Here is a 26,039-nt window from a genome sequence, read left to right on the forward strand (position 1 = left end):
GCAAAATGTCATCTCAAGAGCCTCAAGTAACATCGTTTCCACCATCGCTTCTTGTTTCTGCGACATATGACAGTCAAAAAAAAGCAGCTGTTCTAAAATTTTACAATCCGGAATCCCAAAAAATAATTTTGTGGGCAGACGAGACTGGCCACAAGCCATACTGTTATTCAAAACTAGATCCAGAAGAACTTGGGTTTATCTCATCAAGAAAGGACGTACTGAAAATTGATCAGATAAAACGCAAAGACTTGCTGCGCGACCAGGAAGTATTGGTCTCAAAAATAATAGTAGATGATCCACTGGCAATAGGCGGAACGCAGACAGATAAGAGCATCAGAAACATCATTGAATCTTGGGAATCAGACATCAAGTATTATGAAAATTATTTGTATGATAGAGAATTAATCGTAGGGAGATATTACAAGGCAGAAGGCGGAAAAATAACTCCGCATAACTTTGAGCTTGCAGACGACGTAAACCTGGCACTGAAGAGCCTGCTGCTTGATGCAAGCACTACAAAGGGAATCGTAAACTCAAAAGAGTTTCAAGAATATGTGACACAGTGGGCAGAGCTTCTAAACCAGCCAGTCCCAAAAATAAAACGAGTCAGCTTTGACATCGAAGTTGAATCCGAAATAGGAAGAATCCCAGACCCAAAGATTGCAGAAAAAAAAGTAACTGCAGTGGGGTTTGAGGACTCGGACGGCCTAAAGCAGGTGTTTGTGTTGAGGAAGAACGGCTCAATTGACGGGAAGAGCGACATTCCAAGTGACGTAAAGGTCGTATTTTACGCAGAAAACGAGGAAAAAAAGATGATAGAAGACTCGTTTCGATTCATCGCAGAATATCCTTTTGTGATAACGTACAACGGCGATGATTTTGACATGCCGTACCTGTACAACCGCGCAGAACGGCTTGGAATAAAAAACTCTGAAAACCCGTTTTACATGATGCGTGACTCTGCCACGTTAAAGCAGGGAGTCCACATCGACTTGTACCGCACCATGTCAAATAGATCATTTCAGATTTACGCATTTAGCCACAAGTACACTGACTTTTCATTGAACAGTGTCTCACTTGCATTGCTTGGCGAGTCAAAAATTGATTACGGGGTAGAACTAGACAGACTGGAAAACTATCAGCTTGCACATTACTGCTACAATGATGCAAGGCTCACGTACAACCTTACAAGCTTTAACAACGATTTGCTGATGAAATTGCTAGTAGTAATATCAAGAATCGCAAGGATGCCAATTGATGACATAGCAAGGATGGGGGTATCCCAGTGGATAAGGAGCCTCCTGTATTACGAACACAGACACAGAAATGCGCTAATTCCAAGGAGAGAGGAGATCGATGCGAAATCACAGGGGGTTTTAAACGACGCAGTAATCAAAGACAAAAAATACCGTGGCGGATTGGTGGTTGACCCAACGGAAGGAATCCACTTTAACGTCACTGTTATGGACTTTGCAAGCCTGTATCCAAGTATCATAAAAGTAAGAAATCTTTCGTATGAAACTGTACGATGTCCGCACGAAGAGTGCAAGAAAAATACAATCCCAGATACAAACCACTGGGTCTGCACAAAATACAACGGAATCACATCATTATTGATTGGCTCGTTAAGGGATCTTCGAGTAAACTATTACAAGAGCCTGTCAAAAAAGGCAAAGACTGAGGAACAAAGACAACTATACACAGTAGTCAGCCAAGCGCTCAAGGTCATTTTGAATGCAAGCTATGGTGTAATGGGTGCCGAAATCTTCCCGCTCTATTTTCTTCCTGCAGCAGAGGCAACAACTGCAATCGGCAGATACATCATCATGGAGACAATCAAAAAATTTCAAGCTAACGGAATTGAGGTTTTGTATGGCGATACTGATTCAGTATTTGTCAGAAAAACTACCCCAGAACAGATTCAGAGAGTAATCGATGATACAAAAATTGAACAAGGAGTAGACTTGGAGGTAGACAAGGACTATCGATATGTCGTATTGAGCAACAGGAAAAAGAACTATCTTGGAGTAACAAAAGACGGCAAAGTAGACGTCAAGGGCCTAACCGGAAAGAAATCACATACGCCGCCATTTATCAGAAACCTGTTCTACGAACTACTTGATGTACTATCCAAGGTCCAGACTGCATCTGATTTCGAAAATGCAAAAAAGCAAATCAGCGATAAAATCACAGCATGTGCAACCAAGGTAAAGGAAAAGAAAATTCCAATTGCAGAGCTTGCATTTAATGTAATGATAAGCAAATCGCTATCAGAGTATGACAAGACCATCCCTCAGCACATTCGCGCAGCGAAACTACTGGAACAGACCCGGGAGATAAAGCGGGGCGACATCATATCATATGTAAAGACAATCAACAAGCCGGGAGTAAAGCCAGTCGAGATGGCGCGTCCAGACGAGATTGATTCTGCAAAGTACATGGAGTTTATGGAAAGCACACTAGACCAGATAACATCGTCAATGGACCTTGACTTTGACACAATGATCGGCAAGCCAAAGCAAACCGGCCTTGATCAGTTCTTCTGGAGCTAAGTTACTTATTTTTATAGTAAAATGTTGTGTTTGATGCACAGCATCCGTCTTAACAACATCTGAGGCTACAATTCATCAATGAATACAAACATCGACATACTACGACTTCACAAATCACGTAGAGCGGTGGCACCAGTAATAGCTACACTGTTGCTTGTTGCAATAGCAGTTGTTGGAGGGGCAATCGTATTTGCATATGCGCAAGGCTTTTTCAGCTCTTCACAACTTAGCGGAAAACCAACAATTGAGGCAGTAAAGATTGTAGGATATGATGCAAGAGCAGTATCAGACATCTTTAACCAAAACGGAGCTCAATTTGCAGGAGCAGGTTCTGGTGGAGATAACGATGCACAGAAGGAAGCTGGTGAAAGAATATCCGTATTTGTCAAAAACGATAGCGTTCAGGCAATAACCTTGAGCGAACTAAGATTCGGCGGATCAATATACCAATTCGCTAATCCAGCTCCAGCCACATTATCAGTACTTGCTAATGGTGCCTATACGATTGCAGGTGTTGTGGGTGGCACAGTACCTGATCTTATTACTGTGAGCTCCGTTGCAGAAATCCAACCCGGTCAAACTGGAAGCATCGTTTTAGCACTAAGTGAAGACATGAAGTCCGGTAGAGACACGCAATTCAAGATAACCACCACCAACGGTGCGGTATTTGTTGGCACTGTTGTTGTAGGTCAGCAGAGTGGTTAACCCCTCTTTTCTTTTTATGGAGACAGAAAAATGAACAAAACTGTCTCGCAAAAAGCCCTCGTTGTATTCGGATTGATATTTACATTAATTTCAGGAAACACCATCCTAGTTTATTCTCAAACTGACGATTCTGCCAATGTATCACTAACACTAAGAATCTCCCCCTCGAGTGTGGAAGCAGGAGACCAAACACACAACATCGGTCATGTTGGATTTGCCAACAAATACGGTAGCATGATAAAGTTCCCAAAAGACACAACTATCCAGTTAGAGTCAAGTAATGAGGAAGTTGCGTCAGTTCCATCCAAAATCACCATTTTAGCATATTCAGAATTTGCATCATTTGGCATAAAGACTACAAATACCACGGGTTCTGCGAACATTTTTGCGTCATACAACGACGAAAAGGTGTATGCCACCATATCTGTTGGCGCATCATCGGACCTTGCAAACGACATCAGACTAGTCATAAACTTGCCAACAAGTGAGATGAACGTAAACTCGGAGATGCCGTTTTCACTATACCTGCAAAGTTCTGAAGGAGAAATAACACAGGCGCCTTTTGACATAAGCGTTTCACTTGATTATGAAGATAGCCTAATTGGGATTGCTGCAAACGATCTCACAATTATGAAAGGAAACAGCTACGTGTGGGGCACCATAAAATCCCATGACAAGGTAGGAAACGCATTCATCAGGGCAACATCTGACCAGCTTGGAATCGACGAGGCAAAAGAAATTCGAATATCTTCATCCTTACCATCATCATTATCAGTTAACATTTTTCCAGAAAAAGTCCCGGCTACTCTGAAAAGAGACATAGATGTAGTTGTTAGTCTATTGGATTCCGACGGGCAGCCAACACTTACCCAGGAAGACATCACTTTACAGTTTTTCTCAGACGACGACTCGATTGGGAACCAAATTGACAGGGGATTTAAAGAATCTCAAAGCAAGCCGGTCATAAAAAAAGGCCAGTTCAGTTATCACTTCAGCCACAGATTAGACCTTGCCAAAGAAAATAAAACAATTACAATTGGCGCCACAACCAAGGGTCTTGGAGTGGCATCTGACACATTTTACACCGTCAAGCCATATACCACAGGTAACCCACTTGCCGAAAACAAGACAATGCAGCTCTTGACACTAAGCAAGATACCAACCAAGTCACAAACCATTGCCGTGTTTCAGATAGGCATGCTTTTGCCAAAGCAGGCAGACCCAGACGAGTCATTAGAGCAAACTACAGAACAAACAGAGAAAGAATTCTATCCACTCATCATAAATGAAAACTATGCCTCAGATGGCAGCGACAAGAAAATCAACCTGATATCAAGCAATGATCTACTGCTAAAGATAAAAGAAATTGGCAACATCGATGTGACATCATCGTACGGCACTGCGATAATTGAAAGCGGCCAAGAAACAGGAACCGTAGTCCTCTCATCAACCATCAAGGGAATCGGCTCCGCATCCATTCAAACTGAGGTCATCAACACTCTAAAGCAGGAAAAGACGATGGTTTTCTCGCCTACCGGAAATACCGCCATACTGTTTGACAAAAACGGCTACTTTGACTTGTTTGTGATATCCCTTGACATGAAGGGCAGGCCGACCCTTGTTGAAAATGAAATAAGGTATCTGCTGACGCCAATTAATGAGATTTTAACCATAGAGAAGAACAAGACGTTTTCTCATGTCAACTTCCAGGGAAACATGATCCAATCAGAAAACCAAGATGCCATATTGATAAAGACAGTTCCAATAGGGGAATCTGCAGATGTTGGCCTTGAAATTCAAAATAATTTTGCAATAAGACCGACTGCAAAGCTGCAATTTGACATGCCGTTCGAAGTACTAAACTCTAATGAGGGAAAATATGTGGGTGTTGTGCAGATTTTAGACTTTAGAGGAGACCCAATTACGTTATCTGGAGACCTTCGAGTCAAGATTTCACCATCGAGTATCGGGGTGATAGGGGTGCCCGACCATGTTACTATACCAAGCGGCAAGTCTTTTGCAGAGTTTCCAATAGAAACGAAGGGCAAGACTGAGACTATAATCCTAGATGCCAGCTCAAAAGGAATCGTTGGTGCACTTGCAGAAATTAAGGTAGAGTCGATAGTCACAAAGCTGAAGATAAGCATAGGTAGTGTAAACGAGCCGATTCCAGCTGACCAGCCAATGGACTTGAAGATCTATGTTGATGACGAACAAGAAAACTCTATCGGCGGGGCGACAATCAGGATAATCTCAGATAATTCTGCAGTTACTCCAAACACAGTTACGACCAAGGCAGATGGAAGCGCGATAATCCAGTTTAATGCGCATAGTGCCCCCAAGACATCATTGCAGATTTTAGCCTCAGCTGAGGGTTATACGGAGGAGCAGAAAACTTTCGAGTTTGTCGTGCAGCCAAATACGGAAGTAAAACAAACAGAGTTGCCAGAGTGGCTAATCTATGCCGGAATTGGCGTTGTCGCAACAGTTGTTGTTGGAATGGTAATCTTTTTACGAAAACCCAAACTGCGTCTAGAAGACGAAGAATATGAATAATTTTTAGTAAAAGCAGATTTTGTAATTTGAGACAGAATTAAAAGGCCTTGGGCATAACTCTTTCCAAAAAATAATGTCCAAGTCTCGTTTAACTTGTCTATATTACTACATGTTTTAGGTTATAGTAACTTGTTTTTCAATTATTGAACCATTGAAATCAATAACTATGGTATAACTTCCAGGTTCATCAATTGTTATCACACCATCAGCTGGAATGCGCTCTCTAGTATTTGTCAAAAGTGGGAAAAGAGGTAATCCATCAGCTACTATGGCAGTAGAATATAGCACTTGATTTTTTTCTTTTAGCATAACATTGATTTTAATATTGTCGCATTTTAGTCCACACCCATTTGCAATCAATGTAAACTTGATTGGTTCTTTAACTTTGTAACTATCTTGTAGTCCTTCTATCGACAATCTGGCAGGAAATGGAAAATAAAGTAAAGTTACACTGATTAAAATTCCAATAAGCACAATTGTTGCAATGATATATTTTTTATTCAGTATTACTGATCACACGTTCATTGTAATAAAACTATTGTAAGAGAATTAAAAGACAAATTGATTTGTATCATATAACCCTGATTCTATAAAAAATCAGTTTCCAGTTAGACAAAATGTTGGATTATGATGATTCATGACAACAAAAATTAGTTGCTTTTGTATAAAGATCTAATTTATTTTTTAATAGATTTAAGAAAAAATTAGAAATTACTTTGACTGCTTTGTAGCAGATTTAATACTAATTCCATTTGTAAATTTTCTATTTAGTATCAAGCGACAATAATGATGACTTTGAGTTGTGCAAATCAAAAACAAAATAGCCTAAACGACTTTTGTATCCTAAATTCATAAAAAATATGACCAAGTCTCCCAAGAACTCCAGTTGAGAACAATTAGAAGCTAATTGATCATATAAGAAAAACAGCAAGTTATCGTTCTACAATAATAGAAAAATCATGAAATTATTATGTGCTTAACTTTAGTTTGGTGAAACACGTAGGACAATTTCTGCAAGAGGACCCATGACAACACTATTGTTGACGTAACCATCCCCAAGAACATACATGACATACATCCTAGTATCCGTTATGGATGGTGCAGTCACAGTAAATGTTATGGTTTTTCCTGTTCCCCCGGCACCAGTCAAGTCGGAAACTAACTGCCCAACTATTTGCGATGAGCCATCAGGAAACTGTTGAATTGGCTGCATATTGAATCCCGTATTGCCAATTATTGTTGGATCAGACCAGCCTTTTGGTATGTTTATTATCAATCTTGAACCTGCATTAATCTTGTTTCCGGTTCCAGTTTCCAAGTCTGCAAGAACCACGTTAAATGTTTGAGTGGAACCAGGCAAAATCCCGGTCTTGTTTGCAAATATGTCGTTATCGGAAGTAGAATCTACAACTTTTGAGAGGTATACGTTTGGCATTGCAGAAGATGTTCGCATAGATGTCCCATAAGCAGCCTTGCCGAACTGTCCAAGAGTTGTAAAGACATTTGTTTGAACAACAACGGTTTCAGGCTCAGGACTGCTACCTCCTAGATTTCCAGGATTGACTTTGACTAAAAACGGAAAGACGGATTTTGGGTGGATTAGTTGCGGCGTACCTGTATTTTTCCACATTAGCTGATTAGATGTAGGACACGACCAATTGTTTGTCGTTGGAGGTACGGATTGAGTGCCACAAGCAGTATCAAATATTTCGTCGTTGCTGTTTGCTGGCGCAGTTTGTGCGCTAATCACTACTTTGCTGACGTAAATGGGTTGATCCGTTGGATTTACGATATTGACCCCCCACAAACCCTTGTCTGCAGTATCGCCAAACGTGTTAGGTATTACCATAAATATTTCAGGCCTTGAAAAAAGGTCTGAGGACACCACAGAACCAAGCTCAGAGTTATCACGAAGCAAGACTAAACTTTTGTCAACATTACTTTGTACAATCACATTTGATGGTTGATCTACTCCTTGCGCAAATGTTGAAAATGTGACATTGGTTCCAGCAGCGCCCATCAAACGATATTTCCATGAAAGTATGGTAGATTCCGCAGGTGCTAAATCAGACTTCATCTGAGTTATCGGTGAAACAGATAGCACATTTGAGGATGGCGTCACTACAATTGGCCCAGATGTAACATTTAGTATTCTGGAATTTCCAGTATTTGTCACAAACAATAACGCAGTTGCGTTTTCTCCAAGTCGCACATCAGGCGGATTAATTACAAGCTTGACTTTGAGTTTGTTTGATCCACCCACGTTCAGCTGCTCAGCTGTTTTTATGGTGCCAAGTGAAGATACCACCTTAATGTTATAAGTTCCAGGGCTCATGAACAACGGAGTGTTTTGTAGTACATCAGCGCCATAACCCGGTGCAAGAACTGCATCAGAATAGCTAATTTCATATTTTTTTGCAGCATGTGTTGAATCAGTTTCGTTGACAATCCAAACGTTATCAATTTCCAAAGTGTTAGATCCATCATTTTTGACATATAATGCAAGTCTATTTCCATCACCCGTGGATGCAGACGTGTAGAATTTTTCTTGGATTTTCTTAATTTCACCATCTGCTATTGTTTGCTGCGCCTGTATCATGTCTGACTGGGTCTCAATTACAAGATAGGATACTGAAAGACCGGTAGTCATCAGCACCAAAAAGAAAACAGAGCCCACAACGGTTGAGACTGCCCTCTTGTGGAATCTTCCAGTCATTGAAAAATCACCTTGTGTCCCCACTCACAATTACAAGTTCGGTTGCCCGCGTACTGCCAAAATTAATGAGAACTTGGATTGGTTTTGAGAGCGAAATATCTGTACTGATGCTCTTGCTTAGTTTTATGACTAGGCGTATTTCTTCATCTTCAGATAATTTGTTGTCGGATTTTTGCACTAGATTCGACATTTGAAGAATGCTGAATTTTCCATTGAGAGGATAGTTGCCTGACAAATCACTGGCACTTGCATCAAATAACTTTCCACCGGTTTGCTCATCCCACAAATGCAGTATCCCGTTTATCTGAATACTTTTTATGTAAACCAGACTTGGGCTGACATTTTTAATTTGCAGGACAATGAATTCAGTTCCTGGAGCCACATCTGTTGGAATGTTATCTGCAGAACCTTGGCAGCTTGCAGTGCAAATCTTTTCATCAAATTTGTTATCAATGCTAGAAATTTCAAGCAGATTTGCCGCATCTCTGGTATCATAACCCATCATTTTGATTGAGTATGCCGGGTATGCAGATGCCAACGGGTTTGATGCAGATGCACTAAAACCGCCACCCTGAACTATTAATGCCAAAAAAGCAGAACCAGTTATTGTTATCACAAGTAATAACAGTGTGGCAATAATTTCAGAGAGTCCGCGTTTTTTTGTCAAATACGTATTCAAGTGTTAAACGGCCTCGCCACCACGCCGTAAAAATTTCCCCTATCAGTCATGATCGAAATTTTGTATTCAGAATTGACATAGTTCGGGTCATCCCATTTTGCCGAAAATTGAAGATTTGCAGTTTCAAGAACACTTGTCCCGACCCTTGGCTGGGCCACTACTGCAAGATCTTTGTTGTTGATGAGTACTTCTTGCGTATCTGTTTTCACCATTGTGATCTTGGCAATGGTGGATTCTACAGTTCCTACGTTTCGCAGCGAAATCATAACTTGGTTTCCCGTAGGATCAAATCGCACATGCTCAAATACAATATCTTCTTGACCCCCCTCATTTTGAAAAGTAATGCCGCTTGACAGGCGATTGCTTATCTCGCCAGCCTCGTTAAGCCCCTTGGTTACTATTACCACTCCAACTGGAACTACCAATGCAAGCATGAACATGGATCCCATGATTTGGCTTATTCCCCGTTTTTTTGAAAAAGTAGAAACATTGCGCTGTCTGAGATTCATTTACTTTGTGCGCCGTCCAGCTTTTGAATTCTGTTGGAAAGTATTTTCTCAGTTTCTGATATTATTTCACTGATGTTCTGTGACGATATTATTGAAACATTGTATTTTGCTGCAATCGCTTTTGTTTTTTCAGTTATAGATGCAAGGCCAATGATTAGTGCAATTTTTGGCGAGGTGTCAAATATTTGAATTATTTTAGAGTCAACCTCAGAATCAGTCGTCTCATTTATTAGAATGAATACAGTTTGATCCTTGACATTGTTCCCATAGATGTCAATGTTGTGATCATGGCCGCTTTTTCCCTTTATGAGGTGATTTTCATCTACTGTAAAGCCGAGTTTTATTAGAACTTTGGAAATTTCACTTTTTAATTTTTGATTATCAAGCGGCATATGAGATGCACCATTAGTTAGTGCATATCCATATGCTGTTACCACCTGAGCATCATGTATGGTAAAGTCATGATCAAACTCCTTGCAATGAAAATTAATTAGCGCGTTATCGAATTTGCCCTTACAGTCATTACAAAAATACCAAGTGGCGGGTACGCGCAGCTCTTTTTCAGGTTGTTTTATCATTCTGCCACAAGATGGGCATTTTAGACTGTCAGATTTCTGCAAGTCCACAAACTTTGTTTTTTCCATTATACACCCACAAATTTTGTGCTCAAAGAGATGCAGTTTATTGACATCGAGTGAACTGCATTTGGGGCAGCATAGCCTGACATTGACCAGAAAAGACGATTTGTGATCGGGACAAATCAAAAACTGATTGTAAACAAATCTTTCAAGCAGGTTTAGTTTTTTGTGTGAGAGTTTTTCAAGAAAACCCATGTTCAGGACAGATTCTCCAATTTCATTCAAAATTGGATATTGCAGTGTGCCTTGGTAGTGATCGATTTCAGGTAGGAGCACGCCGTTGGAATTCTGCTTGATCTTGCCAAGTATTTTTGAGATTTTCTGACTGTTTTCTTCCTGCCAGCGTAGAATTTCCTTGACTTCTGTCACAGAGTCATGAATCAGGGCCTGTTTTTGAGCCAGTTTTGGCGCTTTTTGGACAGAATCGTCAGGCAACTTGGCATTATTTGGCAATTTCCTTAACGAATTTCTATTAAACTGAAACAATGCTCTCCGACCTTTTTCTAGCCATAACTACTGCCTGATAGTTAGTCTAAAAACCAAAAATGTAAATCGGATGCTGTTCATTTGCACTAACAATTCCTTATGAGATGTTCACAATCACTACCCAGTATTGAGCATTAACAAAACACAGACGGATTCGCTTTTCATTAGAATCAAAAAGAGCAACCCATTTAATTTTGCAAAATTCATCTCGGAAAAAAATCAAACACCCGAATTTGCAGCCTCAAAACAGATCCTAAATACTGCAGAGACAAATTTGGTAAAACTCGCCAGCCAAAACGACGCCAATCTAACCGAAATTGAAAATACACTTGTCCCAAAATTCAAAACGCTAAACAAGATAGACTTTGATGACGCTGAAATTTACACTGGATTGATAGCTGATCCTACATCGAAGAACGGCCTACGGTACGTGATAATTGAGCCTCAGTTAAACAAGCACGACGTGATAAACTTCAGAGTGATCAAAAAGCTTTTGATATCAGAACTAGACATATCACTGAACAACATTAAAACGAAAAAAGAGGCAGCTAAAGAACTAAAAAACAAAATTTTACTGCTGATAAAAAAATACAATATTGAAATCCAAACAAAAAGCCTCTCAAAGATATCATATTACGCCATAAGGGATTTCGTATATCTTGGACGAATCGAGCCACTCATGCGTGATCACATGATTGAGGAAATAAGCTGTGATGGGACTCATGTACCCCTGTATGTCTGGCACAGGGAGTTTGAGTCAGTCCCAACAAACGTGATATTTGAAAACGGTGAAGATCTTGACAACTTTGTCCAAAAGCTATCATATATAGGAGGCAAACATGCCTCGCTTGCAAATCCAATCGTTGATGCGTCACTCCCTGATGGAAGCAGAATAAATATGACATTGGGGCACGAGATAACAAAACGAGGAAGCACGTTTACCATTCGTCGATTTAGGGCAGATCCAATTACAATAATTGATTTGATCAAATTTGGAACAATATCAGTACACGCTGCAGCGTATCTTTGGCTTGCAGTGGAAAACAATTCTACAATGCTAGTGGCAGGAGGCACAGCTAGTGGAAAAACCACCCTGCTTAACTCATTATCATCGTTTATTCGACCTGGCCAGAAAATAGTGAGCATTGAAGACACGCATGAACTTAATATGTTGCACGAAAATTGGATTCCAGCGGTATCTCGCCAGAATTTTACCGACGGTCAAATTGGCGAAATAACTCAGTACGACTTGCTCAGGGCTGCACTAAGGCAAAGACCTGACATACTAATTGTGGGGGAAACGAGAGGTCGCGAGGCATACACGCTGTTTCAGGCAATGGCCACAGGGCACGGCGGATACTCGTCAATTCATGCAGACTCTGTGGAGGCAACGCTAACAAGACTCGTGTCATCCCCGATGGATGTTCCAAAGGCACTTATTGCAAACACGCTAGACATCATAACACTTCAGCTAAAGATGCGATTCAAGGACAAGTCAGTGAGACGAGTCATGCAGATTTCAGAGATTGCCGGGCTAGATGAAAAAACAGGCGAAATAAAGACCAATGAAATATTCAAGTGGGACCCAAATGATGACAGACATGAATTCTCAGGCAACAGCATTGTAGTGAACAAGATCAAAGAAAGAACAGGCATTAGCGATGATCAAATCAATTACGAATTAAAAAAGCGAGAGACAGCACTTGAGTGGCTTACAGAGAACAACATAAGAGATCACAAAGAAGTAATGAAAAACATCCTGGAATTTTATTCAAATTCTGACAGGTTCTACGAAAGCAAAAGACTTGTGATTGAAAGTTGATCGGGGTTTTAAAATCAAGAGAACTTGATGGGAAAAAACGACAACCATCATCATTTCAGGTCTTCAGCTACAGACTTCTAAACCGCTATCTTCATTTTCTTTATCCAAGACTACCGGGGCTGAGAGAAAACATCAGGCAGTCAATGATGCCAGTTCCTTTTGAGGTTTTTGTGGCAAACATGGTTCTATCTAGCATAATTGCGGCAATTGTTGGGCTTGTTGCCACAATATCTGCATCAATCATGTTTAACTTCACGCCGGTTGCAACAATAATCCTAATTCTTGTTGGAAGTATTGGTTGTTCAGGAGGCACGTTTGCTATCATGCAGGTAATACCTGCCATCAACGTAAAGACAAGGGCTGCAAAGCTAAGCGAAGAAATACCGCACTACATAGGATACATGGCGACGCTTTGCGCAAGCGGGCTGTCACTTGAAGGAATATTCAAATCAATTGCCAAAGAGAATGCGGCAGAAGAGGTCGTAAGGGACGCCAAATTTGTGACGCGAAACATAGAGATTTTTGGGATGGACGTCGTAACTGCGATTAATGATTTAATCAAGAGAACGCCAAACGGGCCATATTCGGAATTACTAGAGGGCGCAATAATCACATTTAGATCAGGCGGAAATTTGAGAGAGTATTTTCTTGCAACGGCAAAAGTCCATCTCGAGGAAAAGAAGATCAGCGTAAAAAGATCAACGGAATCACTTGGCATAATGGCAGAATTGTACACTATTTTACTAATCGTGTTTCCGCTAATGGCAGTAATCATGCTGTCAATCATGGCAATAATGAACCCAAATCTAGGCGGCTTTGACCTGATTACACTAATGAACATGCTCACATACATTCTCGTACCTCTTTTTGGGATAGTTTTGCTCTTAATGATGAACTCAATGGTGCCAAAGAGATAAGCATGAAAAAAACAAGGACAATACAAAAAGAACTCAGTGACGAACTTCCAAAAATACCACGGATTCGAACCGAAAAGTTTCGCGTAGCAGTAATTTCAGGCATTGCCAGCTTGCTTGTGATCGTCTTTAGCACATTGTATTTGTCAGGCTCGACTAGCCAGATTACTCAAGATGTAGGAATTATCTTTGCCATACTTGCAGGAATAATACCACTCGCACTGCTACAGCTAAAGGAGGTACAGCGAAGAGAAAGCATCGACAGACATCTCCCGTTGTTTTTACTATCATTGGTAAGCTCCATCCAGAGCGGCTCTAACCTAATTCAGGCAATCCTAGCAGTACCTGAACGAAACATGGGAAATTTGGGCCCATTGCTTCAAAATTTGAAGGCAAACATCAGTTGGGGTATGTCACTTGAAGATGGGTTTACAAATTTTTCAAAAAAGGCAGGAACCCGCATGGCAAAAAGAGTAACAGTTCTACTTGAGATAGCATTCAAAAACGGCGGAAACATATCAGAAAACCTTGAGACCATACAAAAACACGTAACTGAGCTAAGAAACTTGGAAAAAGAGCGCAAGTCGGCGCTGCAACCCTATACGTATACAATATACATCGCATACGTGGTATTCATTGCCATAACGGTGATTCTATCATCACAGTTCTTTACGCAGATCGAGTCAGTAAAGAACATGCTTGAGGAATCCAACATGGGGGGGACAAGCAACATCTTTGCAGCATTATCAGGTGTAAAGATCAACGACTTGGATGCGATCATGTTCAACATGTCGATAATAGAGTCCATCTTTGGAGGCCTCGCGGCAGGTAAAATTGGCAGCGGATCGTATGTTTCAGGAATAAAGCACGTGATAGTCATGATAATAATCGCAGTTATCGCATTTACGGTAATTTAGGAGGAGGTTGGTTTGTTATTTTTAAATTCATCGTCAGAATCCTTCCACGGCTTAATTACGCAGACACTCAAGAACGACAATGAGAAGAAAATGTCTGTTCAAAAAAAACAAAGAACATCGTTAATACACAATGAAGCCAACAATGTCATGGATGCAGGACTTGACGCATCTGAGGATATTCAGTTTGAGAAGACACAGATGCCATACTATAACGATCTATCAGCGGAGCTTTCGTTAATTTTAGGTCTGGATAATTTAGAAACAAGAATTTATTTGAATTTGCTGCGAACAGGGCCAATCACTGCAAGTGCACTGTCAAAAGAGATCAACGTAGACCGCGCAAAGACATATCGCACAATCGACAAACTCTCGAGCAACGGAATAGTTTCGATCTCGTTTTCATCGCCAAAGCTTTGCATTGCGGCAGATCCTGATGAAATATTATCGCTGACATTAAAGAAAAAGGAAGAAGAGATTTTCAAAATAAAAAAGGACGGCAAGAAGATCATAGATAAAATTAAAGAGGTAAGCGCCAGCGACACCAAATCAAACGTTCCGACATTCCGCATAATCCAGGGGCTGGACAACATATCCTCGCAAGTAGAGCGCATGCTTGAAACCACAACGGACATTGTTTATTTTGTAACCACACTTGAAGACATTTCAAGACTATATCATTCAGAAATACCTGAGAAGATCAAACTTGCCGAAAAGGCAGGAGGCACTGTGCGATTGATAGTAGACGAGGTCTCGCCAAAAATGCTTCCCTTTGTAAAGAGGTTTGGGGCAAGGGAGGTAAGACTTGGAAAACTCCCATCAAAAGGCAGAATAGTTGTATCCAAAAACTGTCCGATGACAGGCAAACTCTTGATGTCGGATTCCGCGGTGAGGGGAACTTTGCATGAGAACGTCGATTCAGAATGCGCACTGTTTACAAACTCTGAAGAAATGACAAACAGCATCTTTACACTGTGCACTTTCATTTGGAGAGGCGCAGATGTCATAAAGATGTAGTTTTAAAAAAATTAAATAATGCAGAAAACACTTTCACATAAGCCGTGTTTATAATAAATTACAAAAATTATGAAGAGATCGCAGGCGACAAGGCAGTAAAACTAGCCTCAGTTGCATCAGGCATAGCAAAAAAATACAAAATCAAAATTGCAATTGCACCACCGCATCACCTATTATCTGCAGTCAAAAACTATTCAGGCCCACTGTTATCCCAGCATGTTGATAATGCCAAGGTGGGCAGCACGACTGGGTTTGTCGTTCCAGAACTGTTGAAAAAATCAAACATAAGCGGCTCTCTGATCAATCACAGCGAGCACAGGATCCCAGGCAAGGACATCATTGAACTAGTAGAGAGGCTGAAAAAACTGAAAATGATCACAGTCGTCTGCGTCAAAGATGTGGCAGAGGCTGCAAAATACGCAAAGCTAAATCCAACATACATCGCAATAGAGCCACCAGAACTAATTGGATCAGGAAAGGCAGTATCAACCGAAAAGCCAGAACTCATCACAAAGGCAGCGCAGGCAGTAAGGGATGCAAAAAACAGCACAAAGCTACTGTGCGGCGCAGGTATTGTCAGCGGCCAGGATGTCAGAAAGGCAATGGATCTTGGCTCAAAGGGGATACTTGTGGCAAGCGGCATAGTAAAGGCAAAGAACTGGAATGTGATCGTCGAGGAATTTGCAAAGGGAATGCTTAAAACACGTTCAAATGGATAGGAAAATCCGGTGATAAAATAATGAAAATGGTTTATTTCTTTGACGAGGGAGACGGCAAGAACAAGAAACTTCTTGGCGGAAAAGGCGCAGGCCTAGCGGAAATGACAAGACTAAAGCTGCCAGTCCCACCAGGATTCACAATCACCACAGATGTTTGCAAATTATACTATCAAAACAACAAGACCCTTCCAAAGAGTCTTTGGGCAGAGATTAAAAAGAACATTTCAAGATTGGAAAAAAAGACTGGAAAAAAATGGAACTCTAGTACCAACCCACTACTGGTATCAGTCCGCTCAGGTGCAGCACTGTCGATGCCGGGCATGATGGATACCATTTTAAACCTAGGACTAAACGATGCCGCAGTCGAGGCGCTTGCAAAAAAGACAAACAACCCGAGATTTGCATGGGACTCGTATCGCAGATTCATCCAGTTATTTGGCAAAGTAGTGTTTGGCGTAAATGACAAAAAGTTTGACGAAATCCTGGAAGAGGCAAAGAAAAAGCAAGGAGTTCATCTTGACAGCGACCTAAACGAACAGTCACTAAGACAGATTGTTTCACAGTACAAGGAGACTTGCCAAAAACATACTGGAAGGCCATTCCCGACAAGTGCAGACGAGCAATTGGAGTTATCAGTAAAGGCAGTCTTTAACAGCTGGATGGGTGAGCGCGCGATAGTTTACCGTGAAAAAAACCACATCACCCGAGACATTGCAGATGGAACTGCAGTAAATGTAGTCACAATGGTATTTGGGAACATGGGAAATGACAGTGCTACAGGTGTCGTATTTACTAGAAACCCAGGCGACGGCACAAACAAGATTTTTGGCGACTACTTGGTAAACGCGCAAGGCGAAGACGTCGTAGCAGGCGTCAGGACTCCAAAGCCAGTTGACGAAATGAGGATTGAAATGACAAAAAGCTACAAACTGCTGGCTGACACTTGCAAAAAGCTAGAAAAACACTACAAAGAGCCGCAGGACATCGAGTTTACAATAGAGCAGGGCAAGTTCTACTTGCTTCAGACAAGGTCTGCAAAGATGAACGCCGCCGGAATGATCAAGACATCAGTAGACATGGTAAAAGAAAAACTAATCAACAAAGACAGAGCATTATTACGATTACATCCTGATCAATTAGAGCAGCTTCTCCACAAGACAATCAATTACGAAAAGGCAAAAGAATTCAAAAAAGTAGTCAGAGGAATTGCAGCGTCTCCTGGTGCGGCAAGTGGCATTGCAGTATTTGACGTAAAGCACGCAGTTGCAATGGGCGAGAACGGCGCCAAGGTAATCCTAGTCAGAGAGGAAACAAAGCCAGAGGACGTTCCGGCATTTTTTGCATCGGTTGGAATTTTGACAAGCAGGGGAGGAAAGACGTCACATGCTGCAGTAGTAGCACGAGGAATGGGAAAGCCATGCATCGTAGGCTGCTCGGATTTGAAAATTAACTTGGAAACAAAGCAGGCAACTGTTGGCAATTTGGTAATACATGACGGTGATGCAATTACAATTGACGGAAGTATCGGGGACGTCTATCTTGGAGAGGTACCAACAATTGAGCCGCAAATCACAAATGATTTCAGGGTAGTTCTCGAGTGGGCGCAAAATACAAAGAGAATCGGAATTCGCGCAAACGCAGACACTCCGGAAGGCGCACAGCTTGCAAGAAAGTACGGGGCAAAGGGGATAGGACTGTGCAGAACAGAAAGAATGTTCAACGCAGCAGACAGACTAGGATTATTTGTAAAACTAATCATGGCAAAATCAGTCGAGGAGAGAAAAGAACACTTGCTCAAACTGCAAGAGTTACAGAAAAGCGATTTCATGCAAATTCTAAAAACCATGGAAGGCTACAAGGTGACAATCAGGCTGCTTGACCCACCACTCCACGAATTCCTCCCAAACCCAGAAGAACTGATCAACAGAATCCACAAATTGGAAAAACTTGGAAATTCGCCAGAACTTGAAGAGACAAGGGTGATTTTGGCCCGAGCACGCGAACTGGCAGAAATAAACCCGATGATGGGCCACAGGGGAGTTCGAGTAGGCATAACATATCCAGAGATATATGAAATGCAGATCAGATCAGTCTTCGAGGCAGCGGCAGAACTTGCAAAGCAAAAGGTAAACGCATACCCACAAATCATGATCCCGCAGGTAGGCAGCATTGCAGAGCTAAACTACATCAAGAGAATCTATGACAGAGTCAAGGCAGAATCCGAATCAAAGCACGGAGTCAAACTCACAATAAACTTTGGAACCATGCTAGAGGTTGTTCGGGGCTGCCTTACATCAAATGAGCTTGCAAGTACGGCGGAGTTTTTCAGCTTTGGAACAAACGACCTGACGCAGGCAGTGTTTAGCTTTTCAAGGGAGGATGCAGAGGGCAAGTTCCTTCCAGAATATATAGAAAAAGAGGTCCTTGAGAGAAATCCGTTCCAGACAATCGACGTAAACGGAGTAGGAAGCCTTGTGAAAATCGCAATTGCAAACGGAAAAACAGTAAAGCCAAACATCGAAATCGGAGTTTGCGGAGAGCACGGCGGAGATCCAAACTCGGTCAAGTTCTTCCATGGAATTGGGGTATCATATGTCAGCGCATCACCGCACAGAATCCCCATTGCAATTGTCGCAGCAGCCCAAGCCGAGATCCTAGACAAAAGCACACCAAGGCATCCAAAAAAGAAAAAAACTCAGACCAAGAAAAAGGCACTTAAGAAAAAATCACGCAAGTGATTCTATTTTTCGTTCAAGTTGTGATAGCGTAAAGGGCTTCTCCAAAACAGCAATCTTATCCACAAGATCATCTGTTTCATCCTCTAGTGCCCATCTCTGATATCCCGTAATGAATAGAATTTTTTGTTTTGGGTTTTTTGCCAAAATCTCCTTTGCTGCCTTTGCTCCCGTCTTTTTTGGCATGTTATGGTCCAAGAGCACCAGGTCAAACGGCGATTCGTCAAGTGAGTCAAATTCTGTTTTTTTGAGCTGTTCTTTGTATTTTTTTATGCACTCCACTCCGTCTTGGGTAGTGATTACCGTGTGGCCTTTTTTTTCAAGCACTATCTTGTACTGATTTGCAACAAACTTGTTGTCTTCAGCAACTAGTATTATCAATTTAGCTAGTATGATTTCTTGTTATGCTTGAAGACTAGTGTGTTTTATTCGAACAACATACTGATGAATCCTACGCAAGCCTTTTTTTACTAAAAGTTGATTGTATTTCAGGTTCAGTCGGTAACAATGCCGAGATAGGACCACTAAGACCACACCAAATCAGTGAGGATATCAAGTCGGCCATGTCTCAGGTATCCTCACTTTTCTAATTACACGGAGTTTGAATCACAAACATTCAGAATGTATAGCAAAGCAAGAAATGTTATTTAACAATCCTTACGCCGTTCCAAAACGCCACATAGTTTTTAATTTGTTTTGCAGCGTCAGACGGCTCAGGATAATACCAGGCACAGTCAGGATTGGTCTTTCCATTTACGGTTACAGAATAATAGCTTGCAACCCCCTTCCAACTGCAGGTTGTCTTTGTACTGGATTTTTTAAAAAATTCCATCTTTATTGCGTCGTGAGGAAAGTACTGATTTCCTTCAACAACTACGGTATCTTCGCTCTCTGCCAGGACCGCATCATTCCACACCGCCTTCATGAATCAATTTAGGATTTGAAGGGTAAATCCCTATCGTTTCGCAACCTGGCGATACACCGTAGTGCAATTAGCCAAATTTTCACACTCAGAGCCGAGTCATCGCGTAGAAAACAAGATCAATGCAAAGTATTTTTGCTTGTCCTGCCAGATCTTGTTTATTTTAAACCCGCTCTTGCTTGCAATCTTTTTTATCTGACGCAACGTGTATTTGTGCGAGTATTCGGTGCGAATCGATTCTCCCTTTTCAAGTTTTATTTGCAAATCCACCCCCTCAAGATACACCTGTTGTCGAACTTTTGATTCCAAGTGCATTTCAATTCGGTTTTCTTGTGCATTAAAAAACGCACGGTGTTCAAATTTTTCTAAATTAAAATTGCCACCCAGCTCGGCATTTATTCTTGCTAGCAGGTTGAGATTGAAGTTTTTTGTGACGCCTTTTGAATCATCGTATGCCTTTTCTAGGACCCGTACGTCTTTTACCAAGTCTATTCCGAGTAGGAACAAATCATCTTTTTTCATGCAATTTCTTATGCTGTTTAGAAATTCCAGCCCCGCAATGTGATCAAAATTGCCAAAGCTTGAACCAAAAAATACAATGATTTTCTTGTCATCCAGGTTTTTTAGTAGTTGCAACCCGGCCTCGTATTGATCAATTATTCCAGTGATGTGAAGATTTGTAAATTCATCTTGAAGTCGCTCGGAGCTTTCCTGTACAATGTCAGAAATGTCTATAGGATAGTACTTCACATGACTGTGATTTTCCAGCAATGACTCAAACAGGTGCCTAGTCTTAATTGAAGAGCCGCTTCCCAGCTCCACGACAGAGCCATGTTGAGAGAAATACTTTGGCATTTCAGATTTAATTGCAGATAGTATTTCAAGCTCTTTTTTTGTCAGATAGTATTCGTCAAGATCACATATTTCCTCAAAAAGCCTAGAGCCGTTGGCATCATAGAAGTACTTGGATGGGATAAATTTTTTCTTTCTTGTGAGGCCAAATGAGATTTCAGAGGCAAAATCGTCTTGCTGCGGGTTTAATGATTTTATCAGAACGCAGTTTGGACCAACAGACTTTTTCTCATAACTATTGGAATTAATGCTAATCGTGTCTTTCATGTTCAATGATTCTATTGCTATACCCCATGTCACGATGACTTTTGAATGCTTCGCATCAGAACTCGTTTGTAAATTGATGATCACACCAACAAACATGTCAAGTCATCACGTTTTTGAAATTGATTTGTAGGGTCAAGGATAAGAATAAATGATTAGAGCGTGAAGAAATTACACAAAAATGCTATCCACTGTTTCACTTGTTGACGAATTTAGAGAAATGCGAAAGCACACATTGGATTTGGTAGAAACATTAGAGTATGACGACTTTGTTGTTCAAACGGCGCCATATGTAAGCCCTCCAAAATGGCACCTGGGCCACGTTAGCTGGCTTTTCGAGATGCTCCTAAAGCAGGCAGACGAGAAATACGAGTATTATTCAGAAGAATTTTTGCGCTATCTTAACTCGTATTACAACAGATTTGGCGAGCAGATGGACAAGGCAAGCAGGGGCACAGTCTCAAGGCCAACAGTAAAACAAATTTTAGAATATTACGAAATAATCACCAAGAGGATTACCGATTTAATTCAAAGAAACACGCTCTCAGAGGAGGACCGAAAGCGTTTTGAGCTTGGAATTAATCACGAATACCAGCATCAGGAGCTTTTGGTGTACGATTTACAGCACATCCTTGCAGACCAGTACAAACCTAAAACAAAAAACCATCCTCCAAAAAAAGAGCACACAAGACAGGAACAGATCCGCGTCGACGGCGGATTATACGATTTAGGATATGGGGGAAAAGACTTTTGCTATGACGTAGAGATGCCAGAGCACAAAGTGTACCTGAAGGATTTTAAAATTGACTCGCACCCTGTTACTGCAGGCCAATATCTTGAATTTGTCGAGTCGGGAGGATATTCTGAATACAAATACTGGCTTTCGGATGGATGGAAGACAGTCAAGCAAAACAACTGGAAGGCGCCAATGTACTGGCAAAAAATCGATGATGCGTGGCACGTGATCGACTTCATAGGAATGCGGAAAATAAATCCAAACGAGCCTGTTTGCAACGTTAGCTTTTACGAATCTGACGCATATTGCAAGTGGGCTGGAAAAAGACTCCCAACGGAAGCAGAGTGGGAAAAGGCGGCTTGTTGGAACGAAGAAAAAAAGGCAAAGACGGTTTTCCCGTGGGGAAACGACAGGCCCACTGTCGAACATGCAAATCTATTGGAATCACACATGTGGAGTGCAAGCGAGATAGGCTCCTATCCGATGGGAAGGAGTCATTACGGATGCTATCAGATGATCGGAGACGTATGGGAGTGGACATCGTCTGAATTTGTAGGATATCCGGGATTCAAGTCCGGATTCCAAGAGTATAACGACAAGTGGTTTACAAACCAAAAAGTTCTACGTGGTGGTTCCTTTGCTACTCCGAAAAGATCAATCCGTGCAAGCTACAGGAATTTCTTTCGCCTAGATGAAAGATGGATGTTTTCAGGCTTTAGATGTGTCGAAGACATTTAGAAGGCAGAAAGGACGGAACATACGCAGTCACAGCAAATTGTTGCAAGATTTGAGTAAAATTCATAGCACATCCCAGATTACACATGTCATGTTACCGCGCCTAGACAACATCAAGCAACAGCGAACCAAGCTTGGAATAACCCAAAAAGAGCTTGCAAGGATGACGGGGGTCAGCACATCTATGATAAACCAGATAGAGTCTGGGCGGAGCCAGCCAAGCTATGAGACTGCAAAGAGAATGTTCGACAGTTTGGCAACACTTGAGGGAAGGGCAGACCCAAACAAGGCAGGGGACATATGCAGTAAAGAAATAGTCAAACTAAAACCCACAGATTCGCTGCACGATGCCATAACAAAGATGCAAAAAATGTCAATTAGTCAGATTCCGATTTTCAACAAAACCGAGCCAGTTGGGATAATAACAGAAGACGGAGTAGTAAAACACCTGGCAGACAGTGACGAGTCATCGTGGAAAAAGATAAGGCTTGCAGATGTGATGGAGGCGCGACCGCCAATAGTTGATCAGCAGACCCCAGCTAAAACGCTAGTTCCGCTCATCAGATACTCAAAATGCATTCTTGTGGCAAAGGCGGGAAAAATAGTCGGAATAATCACCGCATCCGATACGCTAAAGATGTTAGAATGACATCAAGTATGAAATTATTTGCTAAAATATGCAATCACATGCGGTCGCCACATATAGTACAAGACAATTCCGTTTAGGATCATTCCGCCGATTCCAAACACGTTGCCCACCATCATGGATGCAGCATCCATTACTAGGTTTACTATAGAAAACACAATTACTATTGTTCGCCCCCATTTTTTGCCTGAAAACAAGGCACTTGCAATCAAAAACGAAAATGCCGCAAGCACCATCAGTACTACGGTAACCGCACCTCCTATTATCGACGTCATATCACCAAAATACGAATAATTTCCCATCATACTTGACATCACCATAACCATTACGGCAAAGACGGCTAGGATTATTCCTAAAATTATTTGGAGCATTCCAAGTACGATTATGCCAGTAGGGGTTCCAGTCTTCAGAGTTTGTGAGAATCTGGGCTTGCCGCATCCTGAGCAGAAATTCTCATCTGCCGCAAACTCTTTCCCACAAGAAGGGCAAAATGTCACACAAGAACAGTATAAAGCTGAGATAAAACACTTGCTAAAGGAGAGACATTTTTCCACAAAATCTTTTCTAAAAAACAAATTAAAAATACCGATCCCAGCTTCAAGTACTGGTTCTCAATAAACTGATTAAGAAAAGCTCAATGACACGCTGTCTTTTGTAGTGATTGTCTTACAGGTCTTGTTCAACGCAGACATTATCAATCCCTCCAAAAAGTGTTTTAGGAATGTAGAGCCTTTTGCCCCAAAGTCGTGATGAACGCTTATCTTGTATTTGCTTTCCGTTGTTTCTATATCGCATCGCCCATAGCCGCAATAATCAAAATACATTCGAATAAAATCAAGAACATTACTCAGGTTCAGTTCCTTCCACTTGAACAAAATGAACTCCTTTGCCTCCTCGCTTCCACAGTTCGAAGCAGTCAGGATCAGGTCTTTTTCCGGAATCACAGACAGTATTCTTCTAAAAGTATCATTGCTCATCAGCAAGGTTCCAAATTTCCGAGTATAGAAATCAAATTCGGTGAAATTGCCAAAAATCTGGTTTGCCAGGGTGTTTAGACTGACTCGTTTTTCTTCGGCCAATTTTCGTAAAATCTTGTCATACTTTTCGTCTATTCTAAAAGTAATACTGGATGTCTTTTTACCGCTCACGTATTGGTGCAGGCACTGTATCTTATCAGTTTAACTGCAATTGAGTGCAAAGCATTCGTCCTTGTTTAATCTTCCATCAGTACAACATCAAGCATGGCATTTTCATGCAAGGGGATCTGCATACGGTACAAAAGCCAGGGGACAGAAAACGGTAGGAAATACCAAAGCGGGCAAAAGAGATGCTCACATTGCGGCTTATTTTTGAACTGGCAGGAAACAAGATGCCCCTGTTGCAGGACCATCATGCGCACAAAGCCAAGAAGTAGAAGCTAAATTGCAAACGCTTGCACTAGATTCCTGTTGATTATATGCAATTTCGACCACATACTAATCGAGCTAACATGCAAGAACAAATACAAAAAGACACAAAAACACCATGGATTTGGTATACAGGGCTGGCGCTGACAGTGCTTTCAGTCCTCATACTGACTACGATATATCCAATAGGATATTGGTTTCCAGTCAGTGTTACCGAAAATGCCGTGGTCATTGCAAACGTAGAGGCAGGCTGTGTAGTTGACTCTAGTTTCGGATACCCGATAACTGTGAGCCCATGCAGCGCAAAGTCTGGAGATGTGATTGAATTCTCCTACAACGTACCGGCCATCTACCAAAGCGGATATTTCCAAAAAGTTCAGGAAAAAGTAGATTTGGTTACACCCTGAGCTTGTTTTTTTATGCTTAAAAAAATAAAAAAATCACAGTCGTCTGATTGACTGTATCATTCTTTCTTTGACTTTGACATCATATTCTGCAGATATCACATCGCCCGGATTTGCGTTACATTTTCCAATTGGTATAAGGAAGTTATCCGGCATTGTTTGTACAACGCACCTGCCTTGATCATCTACGTATACTACCTTGACTTCTTCAGTTACGTATTCAGGAATTAGATTCCAGAACGGCCAGACAAACACGCCCATTATCGTTACAGCAAAACCAATCAGTAGAGTGATGAATACGGTAGTTTGGCTTACCATTGATAGTTCTTCAGAATTTAATTATATATCATGGTAACACAATATTCAAGATTAAGAATCATATTTGGTTTTATGCAAACCAACTTAGATTTATCAAATCTACCAATTCTTTGATTGTCAACTGAGTTCAATTATAAAATAGCCATAATAATTTTATAAAAAATTACAAAGTCAAGAATCCAGATTAGGAAGAAAGAGAGATTATTTTTGGCAGGCATCCTGATCCTATGAATTATTTTTCTGCAGTATCAATTACAAATAATTTCAATTCACAGCAGTTATTCTCAGCCATGATAATTTGCAAACTAATTATAACTTGATTTAGGTCCTAACCATACATGGTTGCTAAAAAAATCAACAAAATTCTGGCCCCTCTTGACGGATCAACAAATTCACTGAGAGGTTTGCAAAACGCAATCATGTTTGCAAAGCAGTTTGATGCAGAGATTACAGGCTTGTATGTGGTCAACATCCCAGCGGCCGCTGCAATCAGAATCAGTCCAGAGACGAGAAAAAAAGAGATCAGATATGCAGAATCAATAATTGACGAGGCCACAAAAATAGCTACAAGGCACGGAGTTGCATTCAAGCCAAAAATAGAAACGGGCGATCCCGGAGACAAAATCGTCAGAACCGCAAACACGGGACACTTTGATTTGGTAGTAATCGGCTCCAGGGGAAGAGGTGCGGCAAAAGAGATCTTCCTAGGAAGCACATCAAATCACGTACTGCACAAAACAAACGTTCCAGTTGTTGTGGTAAAGTAAATTATTTTGTAATTTACCAATTCCGTT

At 41.2% G+C, this 26,039-nt stretch carries 24 protein-coding genes; 13 read left to right on the forward strand and 11 right to left on the reverse strand.

Annotated features, from left to right (window positions below; translation table 11 throughout):
- Positions 1-5 precede the first annotated feature (5 nt).
- The 3 genes from NKMY2_RS07455 (at position 6) to NKMY2_RS07465 (ending at position 5,813) form a co-directional block, all read left to right on the forward strand.
- Complete coding sequence (locus tag NKMY2_RS07455; RefSeq protein ID WP_042686609.1) at positions 6-2,552, forward strand: DNA-directed DNA polymerase I; 2,547 nt, start codon at positions 6-8, stop codon at positions 2,550-2,552.
- Positions 2,553-2,630: 78 nt separating this feature from the next.
- Positions 2,631-3,257, forward strand: coding sequence for an archaellin/type IV pilin N-terminal domain-containing protein (locus tag NKMY2_RS07460; protein WP_052347603.1), 627 nt, complete (start codon positions 2,631-2,633; stop codon positions 3,255-3,257).
- A 30-nt stretch (positions 3,258-3,287) separates the two neighbouring features.
- Entirely contained in the window at positions 3,288-5,813 is a 2,526-nt protein-coding gene (locus tag NKMY2_RS07465) for a hypothetical protein (protein ID WP_042686610.1), read from the forward strand.
- A 114-nt stretch (positions 5,814-5,927) separates the two neighbouring features.
- Here NKMY2_RS07465 and NKMY2_RS07470 read toward each other — a convergent pair whose 3' ends face one another.
- The 5 genes from NKMY2_RS07470 to NKMY2_RS07490 all read right to left on the reverse strand — a co-directional run bounded on the left by NKMY2_RS07470 (position 5,928) and on the right by NKMY2_RS07490 (position 10,790).
- On the reverse strand, positions 5,928-6,287 hold the full coding sequence (locus NKMY2_RS07470; RefSeq protein WP_157832490.1) for a hypothetical protein: 360 nt from the start codon (positions 6,285-6,287) through the stop codon (positions 5,928-5,930).
- Between the two features lie 508 nt (positions 6,288-6,795).
- Positions 6,796-8,529, reverse strand: a complete 1,734-nt coding sequence (locus NKMY2_RS07475) for a hypothetical protein (RefSeq protein WP_042686615.1) — start codon at positions 8,527-8,529, stop codon at positions 6,796-6,798.
- Positions 8,530-8,536: 7 nt separating this feature from the next.
- The gene (locus NKMY2_RS07480; RefSeq protein WP_042686616.1) at positions 8,537-9,208 is read right to left on the reverse strand and encodes an archaellin/type IV pilin N-terminal domain-containing protein; all 672 of its coding nucleotides are present in this window, start codon (positions 9,206-9,208) and stop codon (positions 8,537-8,539) included.
- Complete coding sequence (locus NKMY2_RS07485; RefSeq protein WP_042686619.1) at positions 9,205-9,717, reverse strand: hypothetical protein; 513 nt, start codon at positions 9,715-9,717, stop codon at positions 9,205-9,207. The genes NKMY2_RS07480 and NKMY2_RS07485 overlap by 4 nt, the downstream gene beginning before the upstream one ends.
- A complete protein-coding gene (locus tag NKMY2_RS07490) occupies positions 9,714-10,790 on the reverse strand; it encodes a TackOD1 domain-containing metal-binding protein (protein ID WP_042686621.1) in 1,077 nt (358 codons plus the stop codon). The genes NKMY2_RS07485 and NKMY2_RS07490 overlap by 4 nt, the downstream gene beginning before the upstream one ends.
- Before the next feature lie 178 nt (positions 10,791-10,968).
- On the opposite strand from NKMY2_RS07490, the gene NKMY2_RS07495 reads away from it, so the two are divergent.
- From NKMY2_RS07495 to ppdK, 6 genes are all read left to right on the forward strand, one after another.
- Positions 10,969-12,663 (forward strand): type II/IV secretion system ATPase subunit, encoded by a 1,695-nt coding sequence (locus tag NKMY2_RS07495; RefSeq protein ID WP_238549802.1) that lies wholly within the window; start codon positions 10,969-10,971, stop codon positions 12,661-12,663.
- On the forward strand, positions 12,660-13,580 hold the full coding sequence (locus NKMY2_RS07500) for a type II secretion system F family protein (RefSeq protein ID WP_238549803.1): 921 nt from the start codon (positions 12,660-12,662) through the stop codon (positions 13,578-13,580). Before NKMY2_RS07495 ends, NKMY2_RS07500 begins: the two co-directional genes overlap by 4 nt.
- 2 nt (positions 13,581-13,582) lie before the next feature.
- On the forward strand, positions 13,583-14,494 hold the full coding sequence (locus NKMY2_RS07505) for a type II secretion system F family protein (RefSeq protein WP_042686622.1): 912 nt from the start codon (positions 13,583-13,585) through the stop codon (positions 14,492-14,494).
- Between the two features lie 90 nt (positions 14,495-14,584).
- Positions 14,585-15,508: a TrmB family transcriptional regulator gene (locus NKMY2_RS07510; protein ID WP_238549804.1), complete on the forward strand. Its 924-nt coding sequence runs from the start codon at positions 14,585-14,587 to the stop codon at positions 15,506-15,508.
- A gap of 44 nt (positions 15,509-15,552) precedes the next feature.
- A complete protein-coding gene (gene tpiA, locus NKMY2_RS07515) occupies positions 15,553-16,227 on the forward strand; it encodes a triose-phosphate isomerase (protein ID WP_042686624.1) in 675 nt (224 codons plus the stop codon).
- 20 nt (positions 16,228-16,247) lie between these two features.
- Positions 16,248-18,965: a pyruvate, phosphate dikinase gene (gene ppdK / locus NKMY2_RS07520; protein WP_042686626.1), complete on the forward strand. Its 2,718-nt coding sequence runs from the start codon at positions 16,248-16,250 to the stop codon at positions 18,963-18,965.
- Here ppdK and NKMY2_RS07525 read toward each other — a convergent pair.
- The 3 genes from NKMY2_RS07525 to egtD form a co-directional block, all read right to left on the reverse strand.
- Positions 18,954-19,343, reverse strand: coding sequence for a response regulator (locus tag NKMY2_RS07525; RefSeq protein ID WP_042686627.1), 390 nt, complete (start codon positions 19,341-19,343; stop codon positions 18,954-18,956). The genes ppdK and NKMY2_RS07525 overlap by 12 nt on opposite strands.
- Positions 19,344-19,605: 262 nt before the next feature.
- Complete coding sequence (locus tag NKMY2_RS07530) at positions 19,606-19,887, reverse strand: DUF427 domain-containing protein (RefSeq protein WP_042686629.1); 282 nt, start codon at positions 19,885-19,887, stop codon at positions 19,606-19,608.
- A gap of 96 nt (positions 19,888-19,983) precedes the next feature.
- Entirely contained in the window at positions 19,984-21,003 is a 1,020-nt protein-coding gene (gene egtD / locus NKMY2_RS07535; RefSeq protein ID WP_076613414.1) for an L-histidine N(alpha)-methyltransferase, read from the reverse strand.
- A gap of 178 nt (positions 21,004-21,181) precedes the next feature.
- Between egtD and egtB the strand changes: the two genes are divergently transcribed.
- A complete protein-coding gene (gene egtB / locus NKMY2_RS07540; RefSeq protein WP_042686631.1) occupies positions 21,182-22,474 on the forward strand; it encodes an ergothioneine biosynthesis protein EgtB in 1,293 nt (430 codons plus the stop codon).
- An 88-nt stretch (positions 22,475-22,562) separates the two neighbouring features.
- A complete protein-coding gene (locus NKMY2_RS07545; protein ID WP_042686633.1) occupies positions 22,563-23,120 on the forward strand; it encodes a CBS domain-containing protein in 558 nt (185 codons plus the stop codon).
- 14 nt (positions 23,121-23,134) lie between these two features.
- Here NKMY2_RS07545 and NKMY2_RS10785 read toward each other — a convergent pair whose 3' ends face one another.
- Positions 23,135-23,614, reverse strand: a complete 480-nt coding sequence (locus NKMY2_RS10785) for a hypothetical protein (RefSeq protein WP_157832491.1) — start codon at positions 23,612-23,614, stop codon at positions 23,135-23,137.
- A gap of 126 nt (positions 23,615-23,740) precedes the next feature.
- Positions 23,741-24,265, reverse strand: a complete 525-nt coding sequence (locus NKMY2_RS07560) for a hypothetical protein (RefSeq protein WP_042686639.1) — start codon at positions 24,263-24,265, stop codon at positions 23,741-23,743.
- Between the two features lie 341 nt (positions 24,266-24,606).
- Here NKMY2_RS07560 and NKMY2_RS07570 point away from each other — a divergent pair, with 341 nt between their 5' ends.
- Complete coding sequence (locus NKMY2_RS07570) at positions 24,607-24,930, forward strand: hypothetical protein (RefSeq protein ID WP_042686642.1); 324 nt, start codon at positions 24,607-24,609, stop codon at positions 24,928-24,930.
- Between the two features lie 33 nt (positions 24,931-24,963).
- On the opposite strand, the gene NKMY2_RS07575 is transcribed toward NKMY2_RS07570, so the two are convergent.
- Positions 24,964-25,245: a hypothetical protein gene (locus NKMY2_RS07575; RefSeq protein ID WP_042686643.1), complete on the reverse strand. Its 282-nt coding sequence runs from the start codon at positions 25,243-25,245 to the stop codon at positions 24,964-24,966.
- A 338-nt stretch (positions 25,246-25,583) separates the two neighbouring features.
- Between NKMY2_RS07575 and NKMY2_RS07580 the strand changes: the two genes are divergently transcribed.
- Complete coding sequence (locus NKMY2_RS07580) at positions 25,584-26,012, forward strand: universal stress protein (RefSeq protein ID WP_042686644.1); 429 nt, start codon at positions 25,584-25,586, stop codon at positions 26,010-26,012.
- Positions 26,013-26,039 lie beyond the last annotated feature (27 nt).

The sequence above is a fragment of the Candidatus Nitrosotenuis chungbukensis genome (genome assembly GCF_000685395.1).
GTDB lineage: Archaea > Thermoproteota > Nitrososphaeria > Nitrososphaerales > Nitrosopumilaceae > Nitrosotenuis > Nitrosotenuis chungbukensis.